The organism is Mesorhizobium sp. M0663 (assembly GCF_040320585.1).
In the GTDB taxonomy this organism is placed as follows: Bacteria; Pseudomonadota; Alphaproteobacteria; order Rhizobiales; family Rhizobiaceae; genus Mesorhizobium.
This window is the reverse complement of record NZ_JAMYPX010000001.1, coordinates 474,633-490,263: the sequence shown is the minus strand read 5'-3', so window position 1 is coordinate 490,263 and position 15,631 is coordinate 474,633. Positions and strand designations below refer to the sequence as shown.

Below are 15,631 nucleotides of genomic sequence, written 5' to 3'. Positions count from 1 at the left end.
CTACAAAAAACTCAAAGACCCAATCCCCACCACATTACCGCCACAGCTTTAAAATTTGCCTAAGCAGACCCTAATGGTTAGGTAAGGATCATGAACGCGGCGTTAGCCTTTTCATCGGCATTTGAAACATCTGCCGGCAAGCGCATTGAACCCGGCAGGAAAATGAGCCGGCCCGGCAAAGCTGGCGCAGCCGAGACGCTTGACCTATATTCCGGCCATTGGCATTGAAGCGCCGCGCAGAACGAAAGAACCATGAACAGCCTCGATCTTCCCGGACGCCCCGAAAACACCCGCGTCGTCGTCGCCATGTCGGGCGGTGTCGATTCGTCGGTCGTTGCCGGCCTCCTGAAGCGCGAGGGCTACGACGTCGTCGGCGTCACGCTGCAGCTTTATGACCACGGCGCGGCAACGCACCGGGCCGGCTCATGCTGCGCCGGCCAGGACATCGACGATGCCCGCCGCGTCTCCGAGACGCTCGGCATCCCGCATTACGTCCTCGATTACGAGGAGCGCTTCCGCAAGGCGGTGATCGACCCGTTCGCCGAGAGCTATGTCGCCGGCGAAACGCCGATCCCTTGCGTTTCCTGCAATCAGACGGTGAAATTCGCCGACCTTCTTGCGACCGCCAAGGAACTCGGCGCCGACGCGCTGGCGACCGGCCACTACATCCGTTCCGGCGCCAATGGCGCCCACCGCGCGCTTTACCGGCCGGTCGACGCCGACCGCGACCAGAGCTACTTCCTTTTCGCCACAACCCAGGCGCAGATCGACTATCTGCGTTTTCCGCTCGGCGGCCTGTCGAAGCCTGAGGTTCGCGCCATCGCCGAGGAGATGGGACTGACGGTTGCGGCCAAGCAGGACAGCCAGGACATCTGCTTCGTGCCGCAGGGCAAGTATTCCGATATCATCGCCAAGCTGAAGCCGGCTGCCGCCAATCCGGGCGACATCGTCCATATAGACGGGCGCGTGCTTGGCCGCCACGAGGGCATTTTGCGCTACACCGTCGGTCAGCGCCGCGGCATCGGCATCGCCTCGGGCGAGCCGCTCTACGTCGTTCATCTCGACGCCGACCGGGCCCGCGTCGTCGTCGGCCCGCGCGAGGCGCTGGAGACCCACAAGATCTTCTTGCGCAACATGAACTGGCTGGGCGATGGCCCGCTGACCGCTATCCCGGCGGCCGGGCTTGAGCTTTTCGCCAAGGTGCGCTCGACGCGGCCGCCGCGCCCGGCCGTGCTGCATCACCGCGCCGGAGTCACTTCGGTGGAACTGGTCGACGGCGAATCCGGCATCGCGCCCGGTCAGGCTTGCGTGCTCTATTCCGACGGTGGCAACGAGGCGCGCGTATTCGGCGGCGGCTTCATCGAGCGCTCCGAGCGCGGCGCCGAGGCCGAGGCGATGCTGACGCGGCTTGCCGTCCAGCCGGCGCGGGTTCCCGCCGAATAGACGGCGTTTTCTCTCAGGGCCTTGTATGGGCGACGGTGCCGGCGGTCAGGATGCGCAGCACGCGGATGGCCTCCTCGCCGCTGGTGCGCGGTTCGGCCCGCGTCTCGATGCAGTGGATGAAATGCTCGAGCTCGCGCGTCAGCGGCATGCCCTCACCGACCGCGACATAGGACGGCTCGTTGGCGGTGAACGCCCATTGGCCGCTGTCCTGCCACACCGCGTGGCGATAGACGGCAAGCTTGCGCTCCCACGGCTCGACATCGTCGAACACCGCCATCGCCTTGGTGCCGACAACGGTCAGCCGCCGTTCGCGGTAAGGGTTGAGCCGCGAGGCGAACAGATGGCCGCGCAGGCCGTTGGGAAAGCGCATGTGCAGATGCGCAAAGTCGCTGAGATTGTCGAGAAGAGCAGCGCCTTCGCCGCGCACTTCGACCGGTTCGGTGCCGGTGATGGCCAGGATCATCGACAGATCGTGCGGCGCCAGATCCCATAGCGCGTCGTTTTCGGTGTGGAACTTGCCGAGGCCGAGCCGATGCGAATGGATGTAGCGGACTTCGCCGAGTTCGCCATTGTCGATCAGCGCCTTCAGCGTCTCGAAGGCGGGATGAAAGCGCAGCACGTGGCCGACCATGAAGACACGGCCATTATCGGCGGCCGCCTGCACCGAGCGTTCGGCATCGGCCACCGTCAGCGCGATCGGCTTCTCCACCAGCACGTCCTTGCCGCCGAGCACGGCGCGCACCGCCATGTCGGCATGGAACTGCGGCGGCAGCGCCATGACAATGGCGTCGACATCGTCGCGGGCAAACAGCGCCTCCGGCTCTATCGCCAGGCAATCCTGCTCGCTGGCAAAACCCTCCGCACGCGCGGGGTTGACGTCCGAAACCGCATGCAGCGCGCCGAGCGCCTTTAGGGTGCGGATGTGGTTGCTGCCCCAGTATCCGCAACCGAGGACTGCAATGCGCGGTTTCATCAATTCATGACCATGGCTTTCGTGGCCGAGACATAGCGACGTGCCTCGCTGAACTCAACCCCGGCCTGTGCGCCCAAATGTCTGCCCGGCAAAGCTTTAGGCGCCAGCAATATGCCGGCGCGGCAGCCACTTCGATGCTTGACAGGCTTGGCCTCGCAACCTTATATCCGCGCGACCTTGGCGAACGCGCCGATATGCCTGCCGATTTAAGCTGGATTTCGGGCCTTCGCCGCCTTGGCGGGGTAGCTCAGTTGGTTAGAGCACGGGAATCATAATCCTGGGGTCGGGGGTTCAAGTCCCTCTCCCGCTACCAAATTCCAAGAAAAATCAGATACATAGAGATGTACGGTGCCAGTCGTCTCATGTAGCGGGTCGCGCGATTTTGCAATTTTGACACCCGGTTTTGCAGCAGGGCGCTTCTCTCAAGACAGGGCGATCCGATAGCTGCGAGGGCCATGACGTTTCGGTGCTCTAGATTGCACTCCCGTACAAGCCTCGAGACAACATCCCATCGCAGCGGTGGCTCTCCTACGCTTTCTTCAGAAATTCCGTCCGCAGAACCAGATTGCCTTTGTGCATTCAGCCCGTTGAGGAGATCGGCGAGTTCCTCGGGATCGTGCTGGTTCATTCCAACGATGGTTCGGCTGCCCATCTCGGCGGGCCGCCCGGTACGAGCATCATTGACGGTCCAGGTGCCGGTCGGATCCTGAAAAGGCCTGTAGCCCGCGGCGGCTCCAATCGAGTGGCCGGCCGAGATAAGGCCCATCGCCGGCGCCATCACGCGCAATCCGAGACGGCTGGCGACAAGACTGGCAGTGACGGGAACGGCCGCATGGCTTTGGTTCGAGGCGCAGGGCGTATCGCCCGGTTTTCTACAGCCTCAAGACAGATGCGCCACGCATCACTAATTGAATGCGCCGCATTTTAATATATGCTGCAAGACGTAGAGATAATATCTCAAAGCTGATCAAAAAGGGGGATGCGACCGTGATAACTGCTCCACAGTTGCGTGCCGCGAGGGCGCTCCTTGGCATCGACCAGCGCAGGCTTGCCGAATTGTCCGGTCTTTCCGTGCCGACAATTCAACGCATGGAAGCCAGCGAGTCGATTATTCGGGGTAACGTCGATTCTCTCATGAAGCTGATCGGGGCACTTGACCTCGCCGGCGTGGAATTGATCGCTGAAGGCGCCTCCAGCCAAATCGGCGGGCGCGGCGTGCGACTGAAAGCGGATTTTGACCCCGCCAAAATCCTTGGCGGGGTCGATACGGATGCCAAACTCCCCGTGAGGAGCGTGGCGTGATTTCGGGGGCCGCGGTCCTCCTGTGGGGCGTCGCTGCGCTCCTGGGGACTGCGGTGCTTGCGATTGCGGAAAGCCGCAGATCCGACTCGGGAACACGCCTGATCTACGGCTTGACGCTAGGTATATCGGCGGCCGTGCTCATGGTTCTCGCGAGCCGCATCGCCGACAATCCCGTCACCCCGTCGACTGTGGTGTTGCCTCTTGGATTGCCATGGATTGGCGCTCATTTCCGTTTGGATGCGCTCTCGACTTTCTTCCTCATCGTCGTCAACTTCGGCGGCTCCATGGCCAGCCTTTATGGCCTCGGCTACGGCAGGCATGAGTCTGCGCCGCATCGGGTGCTGCCGTTCTTCCCGGCTTTCCTAGCCGGAATGAACCTTGTCGTGGTGGCCGACGACGCCTTCACTTTCCTGCTTTCTTGGGAATTCATGTCGCTCGCCTCCTGGGCGCTCGTCATGGCGCACCATCGCGAGCAGGACAATGCGCGGGCGGGCTACATCTATCTCGTGATGGCGAGCTTCGGCACACTCGCGCTGCTGCTTGCGTTCGGCCTGCTCGCCGGATCCGATGGAACCTACACATTCGACGCGATGCGAGCCGCCGACCCGACCCCGTTCGCCGCTGCTTTCGTCCTGGTTCTCATGCTGCTGGGCGCCGGCTCCAAGGCTGGACTCGTCCCGCTTCACGTTTGGCTGCCACTCGCTCATCCGGCCGCGCCAAGCCACGTCTCGGCTCTCATGAGCGGCGTGATGACCAAGGTCGCAGTCTATGGCTTCATACGCGTTATTTTCGATCTGCTCGGTGAGCCGGCATGGTGGTCGGGCGTTGCCGTGCTTTTCCTTGGCGGCCTGACGGCGGTTCTCGGCATCCTCTACGCGCTGATGGAAAAGGACCTGAAGCGACTGCTTGCCTATAGCACCATTGAAAACATCGGCGTCATCTTCGTAAGCCTTGGTCTCGCGCTCGCTTTCAAGGCGAACGCCATGCCATCGGCTGCAGCGCTGGCCCTCACCGCCGCGCTGTTCCACGTCCTCAACCATTCCTTTTTCAAGAGCCTGCTGTTTTTCGGCGCGGGCGCCGTTCTGACGGCAACCGGAGAGCGGGATATGGAGAAGCTGGGCGGTCTCATCCACCGCATGCCCTTTACAAGTTTTGCCTTTCTCGTCGGTTGCGTCGCGATCTCGGCACTTCCACCCTTCAACGGCTTCGTCTCCGAATGGCTGGCCTTTCAGGCCATATTGCAGAGCCCCGATCTGCCACAATGGGGACTGAAGGTCATGGTGCCCGCCGTTGGCGGTCTGCTGGCGCTGTCAGCGGCACTGGCCGCGGCCTGCTTTGTAAAGGCGTTCGGGATTACATTCCTCGGCCGGCCACGCTCGGCCGCGGTGGAACTGGCGCATGAGGTCGACCGCTACTCGCTGGCGGCATTGTTCATTCTCGCTGCCCTTTGTCTCCTGGCCGGCATTCTGCCCGGTCTTGTGATAGACGGCCTCTCATCGGTGACACTGCCACTGATCGGCAGTCGGATGCCTGTGCAGATGGCCCAGCCCTGGCTGTCTATCGTGCCGATTGCAGCGAGCCGCAGTTCCTACAACGGCCTGTTGGTGTTCCTGTTCATCGCCTTTTCCGCATCCGCTGCGGCATATGTGATCCATCGCTTTGCATCACATGCACTCCGTCGGGGTCCCGCCTGGGGTTGTGGCTTCCCGGATGTGGTCCCGAGCTCGCAGTACACGGCCGTCAGCTTCGCGCAGCCTATCCGCCGCGTCTTCGGCACGTTCGTATTCCGTGCAAGGGAAACCGTCGAAATGCCGGCACCTGGCGAGACCGGTCCGGCTCGTCTGAATGTCGAAATGCATGATGTGATCTGGGAGACGCTGTACCTGCCTATCGGCCGGGCCCTCGACTTTGCGACCGACCACCTCAACCATCTGCAGTTCCTGACGATCAGGCGCTACCTGACCCTCGTCTTTCTCTTTCTCATTGTCCTGCTCCTGGTGCTCGCACTATGGCCGTGATTCTCGAGTTGGCCGTTCAAGGCGCGCAGATGGCGCTGGTGCTTTTGCTGGCGCCGCTCCTGACCGGATTCGTGCGCAAGGTGAAGGCACGGCTCTTGCGCCGCCAGGGTCCTTCCCTGATCCAACCTTACCGCGATCTCTTGCGGCTGATGCGCAAGGAAGTCGTTCTGGCGGACAACGCATCCTGGCTGTTTCGCGTGACGCCCTATCTGATCTTTGCCACCACCTGGGTCGGCGCGGCGCTCATCCCGACATTCGCCGCCGGCCTTACATTCAGTTGGACCGCCGATCTCATAGCCATTGTCGCACTGCTGGGAAGCGCCCGGTTCTTCCTGGCGCTGGCAGGCATGGACGTCGGCACGAGCTTCGGCGGCATCGGCTCGAGCCGCGAGGTGATGATCGCTTCGCTGGCCGAACCCGCCATGCTGCTCATCGTGTTCAGCCTGGCGCTCGTCGCGGGTGCTACGCAACTCTCAACGGTCGCCGCCTTCATGGGGTCACCGGAGGTTGGCTTGCGGGTGTCGCTCGGGATGTCGCTCATCGCCCTCGTGATGGTGGCGATCGCCGAAAACGCCCGCATACCCGTGGACAACCCATCGACCCATCTGGAACTCACCATGGTTCATGAGGCGATGGTGCTGGAATATTCCGGTCGCCATCTGGCGATGATCGAGTTTGCCGCCTTCCTCAAGCTTCTGCTCTATGTGTCGCTGATTTCCTGCGTCTTCCTACCTTGGGGCCTGGCGAGCGCCGGGGCAGGACTGGAATCCCTTGCTCCGGGTGTCGTCGCCTATGTCGGCAAGCTTGCCGTATGTGGCGTTCTCCTCGCCGTGTTTGAGACTGCCATCGCCAAGATGCGCGTCTTCCGCGTCCCGGATTTCCTCGGGGCAGCGCTGATGCTGGCCCTGCTTGGCACGCTCCTGCTGTTCGTCTCGCGGAGCCTCTGATGAACGGCCTCACCTTCGACATCGCTCACCTGCTCGCCGGCGGCCTAGTGCTGGTCAGTTTCATGATGCTGTATCAGGATCGCCTCTTTGCTCTGATCAACGTTTTTGCGCTTCATGCAATCGTGCTGGCCCTGTCCGTAGCTTGGCAGGCATACATTCAGGACGCGCATCATCTCTACGTCACGGCGGCGATCGCCCTCGTCTTCAAGGCGATCGTCATTCCTGTCGGGCTTCATCGCATCATTCAGCGGCTCGGCATCCATCGTGACGTCGAGACCGCCGTCGGCATCGGTACGACGATGCTTGCGGGGATAGGCCTGGTGACCCTGTCCATGGTCCTGATGCTGCGCGTCACTCCCGAGGCTGATCCCCTCGCCCGCGAGGACCTGGCTTTCGCGCTGTCCATCATTTTGCTGGGGCTGCTGGTGATGGTCACCCGCCGCAACGCCGTCAGCCAAGTTGTCGGATTCATGTCGCTCGAGAACGGTCTGGTCCTCGCCGCCACGGGGGCCAAGGGCATGCCTCTGGTCGTCGAGATCAGTGTCGCCTTCTCGATCCTTATCGCCTTCATCGTCATCGGAGTCTTCCTGTTCCGCATCCGCGAGAGGTTCGACTCGGTGGATGTCGGCGCGCTCGACGACTACAGGGGAGAACACCGTTGACCGCGTTTTCCCTCGATGCGGTGGCCGCCATTTTGCTGATACCGGTCTTCGCGGCCGCACTTCTGGCGGCGCTGCCGAAATACCGGATATCGGCGGGCGTCAATGTCGCTGCGAGCTTGCTGACCTTGCTCGCCGCCCTGTCGCTTCTTGTCACCGACCGCCCGCAGCCTGGGCAGTATCTGCTCGTCGACGATCTCAATATCGTCTTCATCGTGCTCAACACATTCGTCGGCTTCACCACCAGCGTCTTCAGCGCTTCCTACATTGCCCACGAACTGGAGAGCGGGCGGCTGACAGTCCCGAACTTGCGGTTTTATCACGCAATGTACCAGGTCATGATGTTCGGCATGAACCTGGCGTTCGTGTCGAACAATATTGGCTTGATGTGGGTGGCGGTGGAGCTTGCCACGCTGACCACCGTGCTCATGGTCGGCATCTACCGCACGCACGAAGCGCTGGAGGCAGCCTGGAAATATTTCATTCTGGGCAGCGTCGGCATCGCGCTCGCACTGTTCGGCACCATCCTCGTCTACATGGCTGCACAGCCGGTTGTTGGCGAGGGGACCAATGCGATGGTCTGGACGGTGCTCATCGCTCACGCCGCGCGCTTCGATCCGGCTCTGCTCAATGTCGCCTTCATCTTTCTGCTGCTCGGCTACGGGACAAAGGTCGGCCTTGCGCCCTTACATGCCTGGCTGCCAGACGCGCATGCTGAGGGTCCAACGCCGATTTCCGCAGTGCTGTCGGGCTTGCTGTTAAACGTCGCGCTCTATGCCGTGCTGCGCTTCAAGCTATTGCTCGCGGCAAGCCCGGAAGCGATCGCACCTGGGCCATTGATGATCACGATGGGACTGACGTCGCTTGTCTTCGCGGCCTTCATGCTCTACCGCCGCCGCGACATCAAACGCCTGTTCGCGTACTCCTCGATCGAGCACATGGGCATCATCGTGTTCGCCTTCGGCATAGGAGGCCCGCTCGCCAATTTTGCCGGGCTGCTGCACATGGTCATGCACAGCCTGACCAAGTCGGCGATCTTTTTCACGGTCGGCCACATTGCCCAGGTCAAGGGGACACAGAACATCGCCGAAATCCGGGGACTGACGGAAACACATCCTGCCCTTGGCTGGGCGCTCGTCATCGGCGTCGTTGCCATTGCCGGCCTCCCTCCGCTCGGTATCTTCATGAGCGAATTCCTGGTCGTGAGTTCGACATTTGCAAGACACCCTCTTTTGGCGATGCCGTTGGTTTTCGGGATTCTGCTCGCTTTCGGCGCCCTGCTGCTTCGACTGACCGGCGTCGCTTTCGGCGAACCGCGCGGCAGCACTGCACCCGCCGAGGCGTCCTACATTCCGATGTATTCCCACTTGGCGTTGGTGTTTGCCGCCGGCATCTATCTGCCGCCACCGCTGGTCACATGGTTCCAGCACGTCGCAAGTATCCTGGGGTGAGCAGAGGAGAGAAAGAGCATGCCCGCGCTGATCGACCTCATCCTTGCTGGCCAACGTGTCGAATATCATTTCCCGTGGTCGCGCGCCGTGGTGACTCCGAAAAAATGGGGCTTTGCCGTCGAGCAACTGGCCGAGGGCCACTGGAGCTTGCTCGGCCTATGGGGTGAGCCAGGCGCCGTCCACATGGCACTTCTCGATGAAAGCGCCGGGGACATCGGCGTCGTCAGCCTGGAATGCCCCAGTGGCCGCTACCCATCGGTCGGCCGGCTGCATCCGCCCGCACTGCGGCTCGAACGTGCGGCTGCTGACCTGTTCGGGCTCCTGCCACAAGGCGCGCCTGATACGAGACGGTGGCTTGATCATGGCCACTGGGGTGTCAGCTATCCGTTGAGTACCCGCGTCCGGACGTCTGCTGCGACTGCCTTCCCGTACAGTTTCCTGCCTGCAGAGGGGGAGAGCCTGCATCAGATCCCGGTCGGGCCCGTGCATGCCGGCATCATCGAGCCGGGCCATTTCCGGTTCACGGCGAGCGGTGAAACGGTCGTCCGGCTGGAGCAGCGCCTCGGATACGCGCACAAGGGTATAGAAGGCCTGATGGCGGGGTCCGACATCGACCGTGCAGCCAAATTGGCGGGCAGAACCTCTGGCGACAGTACCGTGGCATACTCCCTCGCTTTTGCCCGCGCGGTCGAGGCGGCGCTGGGTGTCCAGGTTCCCCCACGCGCGGTCTGGCTGCGAGCGCTCATGGCCGAGTTGGAGCGCCTGGCCAATCATCTGGGCGACATCGGCGCTATCTGCAATGATGCCGCCTTCGCGCTCATGCATGCCCACTGTGGGGTGCTGCGTGAGCGCGTATTGCGGGCAAGCGATGCTGCCTTCGGTCATCGTTTGATGCGCGACTGCATCGTGCCCGGAGGCGTGGCAAGCTTCCTGAGCGATGAGGGCACGACAGCGCTCAGGTCCCTGATCGCAGAGATCAGGCAGCGGTTTCCCGCGCTGGTCGAGCTTTACGACAACACGGCGTCGCTGCAGGATCGGACTGTCGCAACTGGCCGGCTGAAGGTGGAACTCGCTCGTCAATATCGCGCCGGAGGCTACGTTGGCCGGGCCTCCGGTCGGGACTTCGATGCCCGACGCAATCTCGCTTATCCACCCTATGGCGAACTCGCCTTCGATGTACCTCTCCTCCAGGAAGGCGATGTGAACGCCCGTGTATGGATTCGTATCCACGAGGTCGAACAGAGCCTGTCCCTGATCGAACAAGTCCTGCGACAACTGCCAGACGGGCCGATCCGCGTCGATTTCGCGCAGACAAACCGATCGCATGAAGGCATGGCGCTCGTCGAAGGTTTCCGCGGCGACATTCTGGCCTGGCTGCGCATTGGCAAGGGCGGCTTGGTCGAGCGCTGTCACCTCCGTGATCCGTCATGGTTTCAATGGCCGCTCCTTGAAGCGGCGATCGAAGGAAACATCGTTGCCGACTTTCCGCTGTGCAACAAATCGTTCAACTGCTCTTATTCGGGCCATGATCTCTGAAGGCACGCTATCATGCGCAAGCTTCTTTTTGAAAGCCTGATACGCCCCCCTCTCACCGAGCATCCGCCGTTGGCAAGCAGCACGGCAGTCGACGAACTCGCACGCGCGCTCGATGGGGCTGCTCACAAACGATTGGGGCGAAGCCTGTCGATCCGGGCGGTCGATGCCGGTTCCTGCAACGGCTGCGAACTTGAGATGCACGCGCTGAACAACGCCTTCTATGACATCGAGCGTTTTGGGATCCGGTTCGTCGCATCACCGCGCCATGCCGATGTACTGCTCGTCACCGGGCCGGTCACAAAAAACATGCGCGAGGCATTGAAGCGGACCTACGACGCAACACCCAACCCAAAATGGGTGGTCGCACTGGGAGATTGCGCAGGCAATGGCGGCTGTTTCTCCGGCAGCTATGCGGTGGTGCGCGGAGTGTCCGAGGCCTTGCCTGTCGATCTGCACATTCCAGGTTGTCCGCCGCCGCCAATCGAAATTCTGAAAGGCCTGCTCGCCTTGCTTGAGGGCGTGAATTCCAAGACTGGTGCTGCCCGAAGGTGACTATGTAGAGGCTTTGCCAAGGTTGGCCTTGTCGCTGCATAGATCCAACCAATGCGTAGCCGTGAGTTTAAGGGCATCAGCCAACCTCTGTCCCAAACTTGGAAGGCGCTCGGCGGCGAGAACGGCTAAAACGCCTGCTTTTTCGCCGGCAGCCCAGCGCTTTCGATCGAAGGGGAACCCGTTCCCTAGTCCGAAATGGTTACTTGCGCTGCAGCTAATGTAGTTGCAATCTTGTGCAGTCGGAAGCTGCATGGGCCGGCCAGGCGCGAGTACCGTCTTCGCCGGCGTCTCAAGGCAGTCGACCACACGTTTGCGGTGCTCTAAGGGGGAAATCAATGAGATTGACGATTATTTGTGCGGCAATTGTGATGGCCGTATCCACCGCCGCCGTTGCACACGAGAAAAAGAGGGTGGTCAGTACAGCAGTAACGTCGTGCTGCGCCGACCTGTCGGGCAGCACGATCAAGAAAAACAGGGAAACAAAATTGGACTGCAGTTCAACCGGAACTGTCTCCAGCGCGATTTCGAAAGACAAATCGGAGCCGCGCCTGGGATATGAAACGGTTAATCCTGCAATCATATCGATCTATTAGCTGAGGAAATACCAGGCAGGTCTATCGGCGCTCAGGCTTCGGGAGCAGGGCCTGGACCGACTCGCGGCCATTGCCTGCGGACCATATTCAAGCATCGATCAAGTCGGACGCCGCCGCGAAATCAGCCGTTAATCGCTTGGTGGCGGCGCTCGGCCTCATTGCGCATGCCTGCGCTCAATGTTTGATGCGGTCACGCATTGCGTACCAAAGCATGCCGAGCACATAGAGCGGGCCGCGCAGCGCCGTGCCGCCGGGGAACGGCAGCGGGCTTAGGGTCGAAAACAGATCGAGCCGCGAAGCATCACCGGTGATCGCCTCAGCGAGCAGCTTGCCCGACAGCGTCGACAGGATCACCCCCTTGCCCGAATAGCCATGCGCAAAATAGACGTCGCCATAGCGACCGACATGCGGCAGGCGCGATGTCGTCACCGAGACCAGCCCGCCCCAGGCGTGATCGATGCGGCGGCCGCGCAATTGCGGAAAGGTGATTTCCATGTGCGGCCGCACGAAGCCGGCAATGTCGGCGGGCGGCGACGGCGTATAGCGCTCGCCGCCGCCGAACAGCAGGCGTCCATCCGCCGACAGCCGGTAGTAATTGACGACGAAGCGCGTGTCGGAGACGGCCACATTGCTTGGGATGACGTCGCTCGTGTCGCCCAGCGGCTCGGTGGCGATGATGTAGTTGCCGACCGGCATGATGCGGCTGTTGACGCGCGGCTCAAGCCCGTGGAGCAGCGCATCGCCGGCCAGTACGACATGCCTGGCCCGGACCGAGCCTTTGGCCGTCGAAACCCGGGGGGAAGGTTCCCGCTCCAGCCGCAGCGCCACCGAATTCTCGTGGATAGTGACGCCCGCCGCAGCCGCGGCGCGAGCAAGACCGAGCGTGTAGTTCAGCGGATGCATATGGCCACCGAGCTTCTCGTACATCGCGCCGTGATAAGGTGTGTTCACCATTCCGCGCGCCTGCGCTGCCGACAGCATCTCGACATCATGAAAGTTCATCACCGTAGAAAGGCACTCGGCCTCTTCTTCGAGGTCGCGCAGGTCGGAACCGTTGACCGCACCGGCCAGATGGCCGGTGAGCCTGAGGTCGCAATCGATGGCATGGCGCTCGATCAGACCGAGCACGAGGGCCCGCGCCTCGAAGGCGAGATCGAACAGCGCCCTCCCCCGTTCCGGCCCATATAGCTTGACCAGCCCCTTGGCGCCCTTGCGCAGGCCGGGGATCATCTGGCCGCCATTGCGCCCCGACGCCCCCCAGCCGATCTTGCCGCCTTCGAGCAGCACCACCTTCAGGCCGCGTTCGGCTGCATGAAAGGCTGCGGAGAGGCCGGTACAACCGCCGCCGACCACTACCAGATCGGCGTCGACGTCGCCCTGCAGCGCCGGATGGTCCGGAGCCGGATTGGCCGTCGCCACATAGTAGGATTTGCCGATATCCAGGCCGGAGTTGAAGCCCCCAGAATTGAAGCCCATCATCACACCTTGAGCAGCAGATGGTCGCGTTCCCAAGAGGTGACGACGCTCTGGAACAGGTCGAGCTCAACGCTCTTGACGCGCAAATAGGTCTGGAAGAAATCCTCGCCGAGCACCGCCCGAACCGGATCGCACGCAGCGAAGCGGTCGAGCGCCTCTTCCATGGTTTTGGGCAGCGTGCTCCTGCTGCGATAGGCATTGCCCGACGCTTCCGTCGAACGAGCGATCTTCTCCTCGACGCCGAGATAACCGCAAAGCAGCGAGCCGGCTATCGCCAGATAGGGATTGGCATCGGCGCCGGGCAGCCGATTTTCCACGCGCCGCGCGGTGCGCCCGCCGGCCGGCACACGCAGGCCGCAGGAGCGGTTGTCGTGCGACCACTCGATGTTGGCGGGTGCACTGTGGTTCGGCCGGATGCGGCGGAACGAATTCACGTTCGGCGCAAACAGCGGCATCACCTCGGGAATGTATTTCTGCAGGCCGCCGATGAAATGCCCGAACATCTCGGTGTCGGCGCCGTCACGCCCGGCAAACAGCGTGTTGCCGGCCTCGTCGACGACAGACATGTGGAGATGCATTGAGCTGCCGGCTTGTGCGGCTATCGGTTTGGCCATGAAGGTCGCCTGCATGCCACCTTCCTGCGCGGCCTGGCGCGTCATTCGCTTGAACAGCAACACCTTGTCTGCCAGCGGCAGCGCGTCGCCATGCAGGAAATTGATCTCCAGTTGGGCCGTGCCCGATTCATGGATGAGCGTGTCGAGCGGCAGTCCGGCTGCCGCAGCATAGTCATAGAGGCGCCGGATCACCGGCTCGAATTGCTCCAGTGCCGCCATGTCATAGGGATGCTGCACGCTTTCGGAGCGGCCATTGCGCCCGACCGGCGCCGTCACCGGCCTGTCGGGATCGGGATTGGGCGCGGTGAGATAAAATTCAAGCTCCGGCGCCACCACTGCCCGCCAGCCGCGCTGGCGATATAGATCGAGCACGGCCCGCAACACGTGCCGCGACGAAGCCATCCACGGCCGGTCGTCCATGTGGAACGCATCGGCGAAGACATAGGCCTTGCCTGGCCCGCCACCGGGCGCCAGACAGAGTGTTGCGACATCCGGCACCATCCGCATGTCGGGGTCCTGGTAGGCGAACCCCTCGTCGACGGAACCGGAATAGCGGCCGTCGATGCTGACCAGGAACGCGCTGCTCGGCAGATAGAGTGCTCGGTCCTCGATCGCCTTGAGGAACTTGGCCGCTGGCAGGGCCTTGCCGCGCAGCACGCCGTTCATGTCGGGCACCAGGCACTCGACCTCGCTGACAGCGTGAGCGGCCAACCAGTCTTTCGGGTCGTTGGTGCCGTTCATGGTCGAGGCATCAGTTGTTGTGGTGTCAAGCATCAGGTCGGGTCCTTGCGAGAGCGAGAATGGCTTCGGCAGCCACGTCCGTTCCGGGTGTCAGCGCCATATGCACTGCATTCTCCCGGAGGCGTGCGCGCATTGCAGCATCGGCCATCAGGCCAAGAATGCTTCGCTCCAATTCGTCTTCCGTCCAGCCATCGCGGCTGATGTGGCGCCCGACGCCGGTTTCCTCGGCACGTTGCGCATTGTCATGCCCGTCCCAGCAATAGGGCATGACCAGCGACGGCACGCCGAAACGCAGTGCTTCGCAAAAGCTGTTGTTGCCGCCATGATGAATGAAGAGGTCGCATTTCGCCACGACGGAAGGCTGTGGAAACCAGGCGTCGAGATAGACATTGTCCGGAACGGCGCGATAGCTGTCGCGCAGACCTCCGGCATTGACAATGAAGCGGGCCGGCAGCCTGTCGAAAACGGCGAGCATGCGCTGGATCAGGCCGACATCCATGGCGCCAAGACTACCGAAACTGACATAAACCAGCGGTCCGCCATTGCGCGGAAAGACCGGTACGTCGAACGACCCTTCCGAGCGGACGCAGCCTTCGAGATAGACGAAGCTGGCAGGGTCGAGCGGCTCGGCGCGCTGCCTTCGCACAATCGTTGGGGTCAGCAGCAGATTGAGGGCGGGCGAAGGTTCCAGAAAAAGACCCGTTGGCAAGGGCGCAAGACCGGCGTCGGTCCGAAGCCGATTGAAGCGGTCATGGGCCGGAGCGACCGCTGCCAGGTAGCGCGCCTCGAAGACCGCGCGGCTCGGGTCGTCGGCGGCGAGACCGGACAGATAGGGTGGCACATTGGCATCGGGAAGCTCGGTTTCGGCGCAGGAGACGACGCGCACCCACGGGCAGCCGGCGGTCGCCAATGCCGGGAACATGACGACGTTGTCGAGCACCACGGCGTCCGGCTTCAGCCGCGCCAGCAATTGGCGCAGCGGCGCCTCGGCGTTGACCGCAGTGTCTACGATTGCTTGCCAGGTCGGGGCAACGTAGGTTTCGAGCTGATCGATGGGGCTCAGCCTGAAATGCGGCAGATGACGGCGCACGAAGGCCTGCCAGTAGCTCTGGCGTTCGCTGTCGGTCAACGGATCGTCAGTCGGCAACTGGTATTCCTGAAACCCATAGTCGGCGAACACGCCAGAAAAGCCGGCATGGCAGATGAACACTGGACGGGCGCCACGAGCGCGCAGGGCCTGCGCTATGCCAACGCAATTCAGCGCAGCGCCGAAGCTCGCTTCCGGAAACAGTGCGATGGTCGGGCTGCCTTTGCGCATGATCCTCG

Annotated in this window: 14 protein-coding genes and 1 tRNA gene; 10 read left to right on the top strand and 5 right to left on the bottom strand. The window is 62.4% G+C overall.

Annotated elements, in window-relative coordinates:
• Positions 1–252: 252 nt before the first annotated feature.
• Entirely contained in the window at positions 253–1,443 is a 1,191-nt protein-coding gene (gene mnmA, locus NKI54_RS02365; RefSeq protein ID WP_352633379.1) for a tRNA 2-thiouridine(34) synthase MnmA, read from the top strand.
• Between the two features lie 13 nt (positions 1,444–1,456).
• On the opposite strand, the gene NKI54_RS02360 is transcribed toward mnmA, so the two are convergent.
• Positions 1,457–2,416: a Gfo/Idh/MocA family protein gene (locus NKI54_RS02360; protein ID WP_352466761.1), complete on the bottom strand. Its 960-nt coding sequence runs from the start codon at positions 2,414–2,416 to the stop codon at positions 1,457–1,459.
• 236 nt (positions 2,417–2,652) lie between these two features.
• Between NKI54_RS02360 and NKI54_RS02355 the strand changes: the two genes are divergently transcribed.
• A tRNA-Met gene (locus NKI54_RS02355) sits at positions 2,653–2,729 on the top strand.
• Here NKI54_RS02355 and NKI54_RS02350 read toward each other — a convergent pair.
• The gene (locus NKI54_RS02350) at positions 2,724–3,194 is read right to left on the bottom strand and encodes a hypothetical protein (RefSeq protein WP_352568056.1); all 471 of its coding nucleotides are present in this window, start codon (positions 3,192–3,194) and stop codon (positions 2,724–2,726) included. The two genes, NKI54_RS02355 and NKI54_RS02350, sit on opposite strands and share 6 nt — an antisense overlap.
• Positions 3,195–3,403: 209 nt before the next feature.
• Here NKI54_RS02350 and NKI54_RS02345 point away from each other — a divergent pair, with 209 nt between their 5' ends.
• The 8 genes from NKI54_RS02345 (at position 3,404) to NKI54_RS02310 (ending at position 11,474) form a co-directional block, all read left to right on the top strand.
• Entirely contained in the window at positions 3,404–3,718 is a 315-nt protein-coding gene (locus NKI54_RS02345) for a helix-turn-helix domain-containing protein (RefSeq protein ID WP_023675522.1), read from the top strand.
• Positions 3,715–5,736: a hydrogenase 4 subunit B gene (hyfB, locus tag NKI54_RS02340; protein ID WP_502896717.1), complete on the top strand. Its 2,022-nt coding sequence runs from the start codon at positions 3,715–3,717 to the stop codon at positions 5,734–5,736. The genes NKI54_RS02345 and hyfB overlap by 4 nt, the downstream gene beginning before the upstream one ends.
• Positions 5,727–6,683, top strand: coding sequence for a respiratory chain complex I subunit 1 family protein (locus NKI54_RS02335; protein ID WP_023675520.1), 957 nt, complete (start codon positions 5,727–5,729; stop codon positions 6,681–6,683). Before hyfB ends, NKI54_RS02335 begins: the two co-directional genes overlap by 10 nt.
• Positions 6,683–7,345: a hydrogenase-4 component E gene (locus tag NKI54_RS02330; protein WP_023675519.1), complete on the top strand. Its 663-nt coding sequence runs from the start codon at positions 6,683–6,685 to the stop codon at positions 7,343–7,345. Before NKI54_RS02335 ends, NKI54_RS02330 begins: the two co-directional genes overlap by 1 nt.
• The gene (locus NKI54_RS02325) at positions 7,342–8,793 is read left to right on the top strand and encodes a hydrogenase 4 subunit F (RefSeq protein WP_023675518.1); all 1,452 of its coding nucleotides are present in this window, start codon (positions 7,342–7,344) and stop codon (positions 8,791–8,793) included. The genes NKI54_RS02330 and NKI54_RS02325 overlap by 4 nt, the downstream gene beginning before the upstream one ends.
• An 18-nt stretch (positions 8,794–8,811) precedes the next feature.
• Entirely contained in the window at positions 8,812–10,329 is a 1,518-nt protein-coding gene (locus NKI54_RS02320; protein WP_352690536.1) for a hydrogenase large subunit, read from the top strand.
• A gap of 12 nt (positions 10,330–10,341) precedes the next feature.
• Positions 10,342–10,881: an NADH-quinone oxidoreductase subunit B family protein gene (locus tag NKI54_RS02315; protein ID WP_352586695.1), complete on the top strand. Its 540-nt coding sequence runs from the start codon at positions 10,342–10,344 to the stop codon at positions 10,879–10,881.
• Between the two features lie 335 nt (positions 10,882–11,216).
• A complete protein-coding gene (locus NKI54_RS02310) occupies positions 11,217–11,474 on the top strand; it encodes a hypothetical protein (protein WP_352586693.1) in 258 nt (85 codons plus the stop codon).
• Between the two features lie 174 nt (positions 11,475–11,648).
• Here NKI54_RS02310 and NKI54_RS02305 read toward each other — a convergent pair whose 3' ends face one another.
• From NKI54_RS02305 to NKI54_RS02295, 3 genes are read right to left on the bottom strand one after another with little or no spacing between them, the layout of a single operon-like run.
• Entirely contained in the window at positions 11,649–12,953 is a 1,305-nt protein-coding gene (locus NKI54_RS02305; protein ID WP_352586691.1) for an NAD(P)/FAD-dependent oxidoreductase, read from the bottom strand.
• Positions 12,953–14,338 carry a glutamine synthetase family protein gene (locus tag NKI54_RS02300; protein ID WP_352586689.1) on the bottom strand — a complete coding sequence of 462 codons (1,386 nt, stop codon included), beginning with the start codon at positions 14,336–14,338 and terminating at the stop codon, positions 12,953–12,955. Before NKI54_RS02300 ends, NKI54_RS02305 begins: the two co-directional genes overlap by 1 nt.
• Positions 14,331–15,626: a glycosyltransferase gene (locus tag NKI54_RS02295; protein ID WP_352690694.1), complete on the bottom strand. Its 1,296-nt coding sequence runs from the start codon at positions 15,624–15,626 to the stop codon at positions 14,331–14,333. Before NKI54_RS02295 ends, NKI54_RS02300 begins: the two co-directional genes overlap by 8 nt.
• Positions 15,627–15,631: the final 5 nt, after the last annotated feature.

Bases quoted from the DNA above. Each gene is read 5' to 3' on its own strand.
- mnmA (WP_352633379.1), top strand. From the start codon at position 253: ATGAACAGCCTCGATCTTCCCGGACGCCCCGAAAACACCCGCGTCGTC.
- NKI54_RS02360 (WP_352466761.1), bottom strand. From the start codon at position 2,416: ATGAAACCGCGCATTGCAGTCCTCGGTTGCGGATACTGGGGCAGCAAC.
- NKI54_RS02350 (WP_352568056.1), bottom strand. From the start codon at position 3,194: ATGGCGCCGGCGATGGGCCTTATCTCGGCCGGCCACTCGATTGGAGCC.
- NKI54_RS02335 (WP_023675520.1), top strand. From the start codon at position 5,727: ATGGCCGTGATTCTCGAGTTGGCCGTTCAAGGCGCGCAGATGGCGCTG.
- NKI54_RS02330 (WP_023675519.1), top strand. From the start codon at position 6,683: ATGAACGGCCTCACCTTCGACATCGCTCACCTGCTCGCCGGCGGCCTA.
- NKI54_RS02320 (WP_352690536.1), top strand. From the start codon at position 8,812: ATGCCCGCGCTGATCGACCTCATCCTTGCTGGCCAACGTGTCGAATAT.
- NKI54_RS02315 (WP_352586695.1), top strand. From the start codon at position 10,342: ATGCGCAAGCTTCTTTTTGAAAGCCTGATACGCCCCCCTCTCACCGAG.
- NKI54_RS02310 (WP_352586693.1), top strand. From the start codon at position 11,217: ATGAGATTGACGATTATTTGTGCGGCAATTGTGATGGCCGTATCCACC.
- NKI54_RS02305 (WP_352586691.1), bottom strand. From the start codon at position 12,953: ATGATGGGCTTCAATTCTGGGGGCTTCAACTCCGGCCTGGATATCGGC.
- NKI54_RS02300 (WP_352586689.1), bottom strand. From the start codon at position 14,338: ATGCTTGACACCACAACAACTGATGCCTCGACCATGAACGGCACCAAC.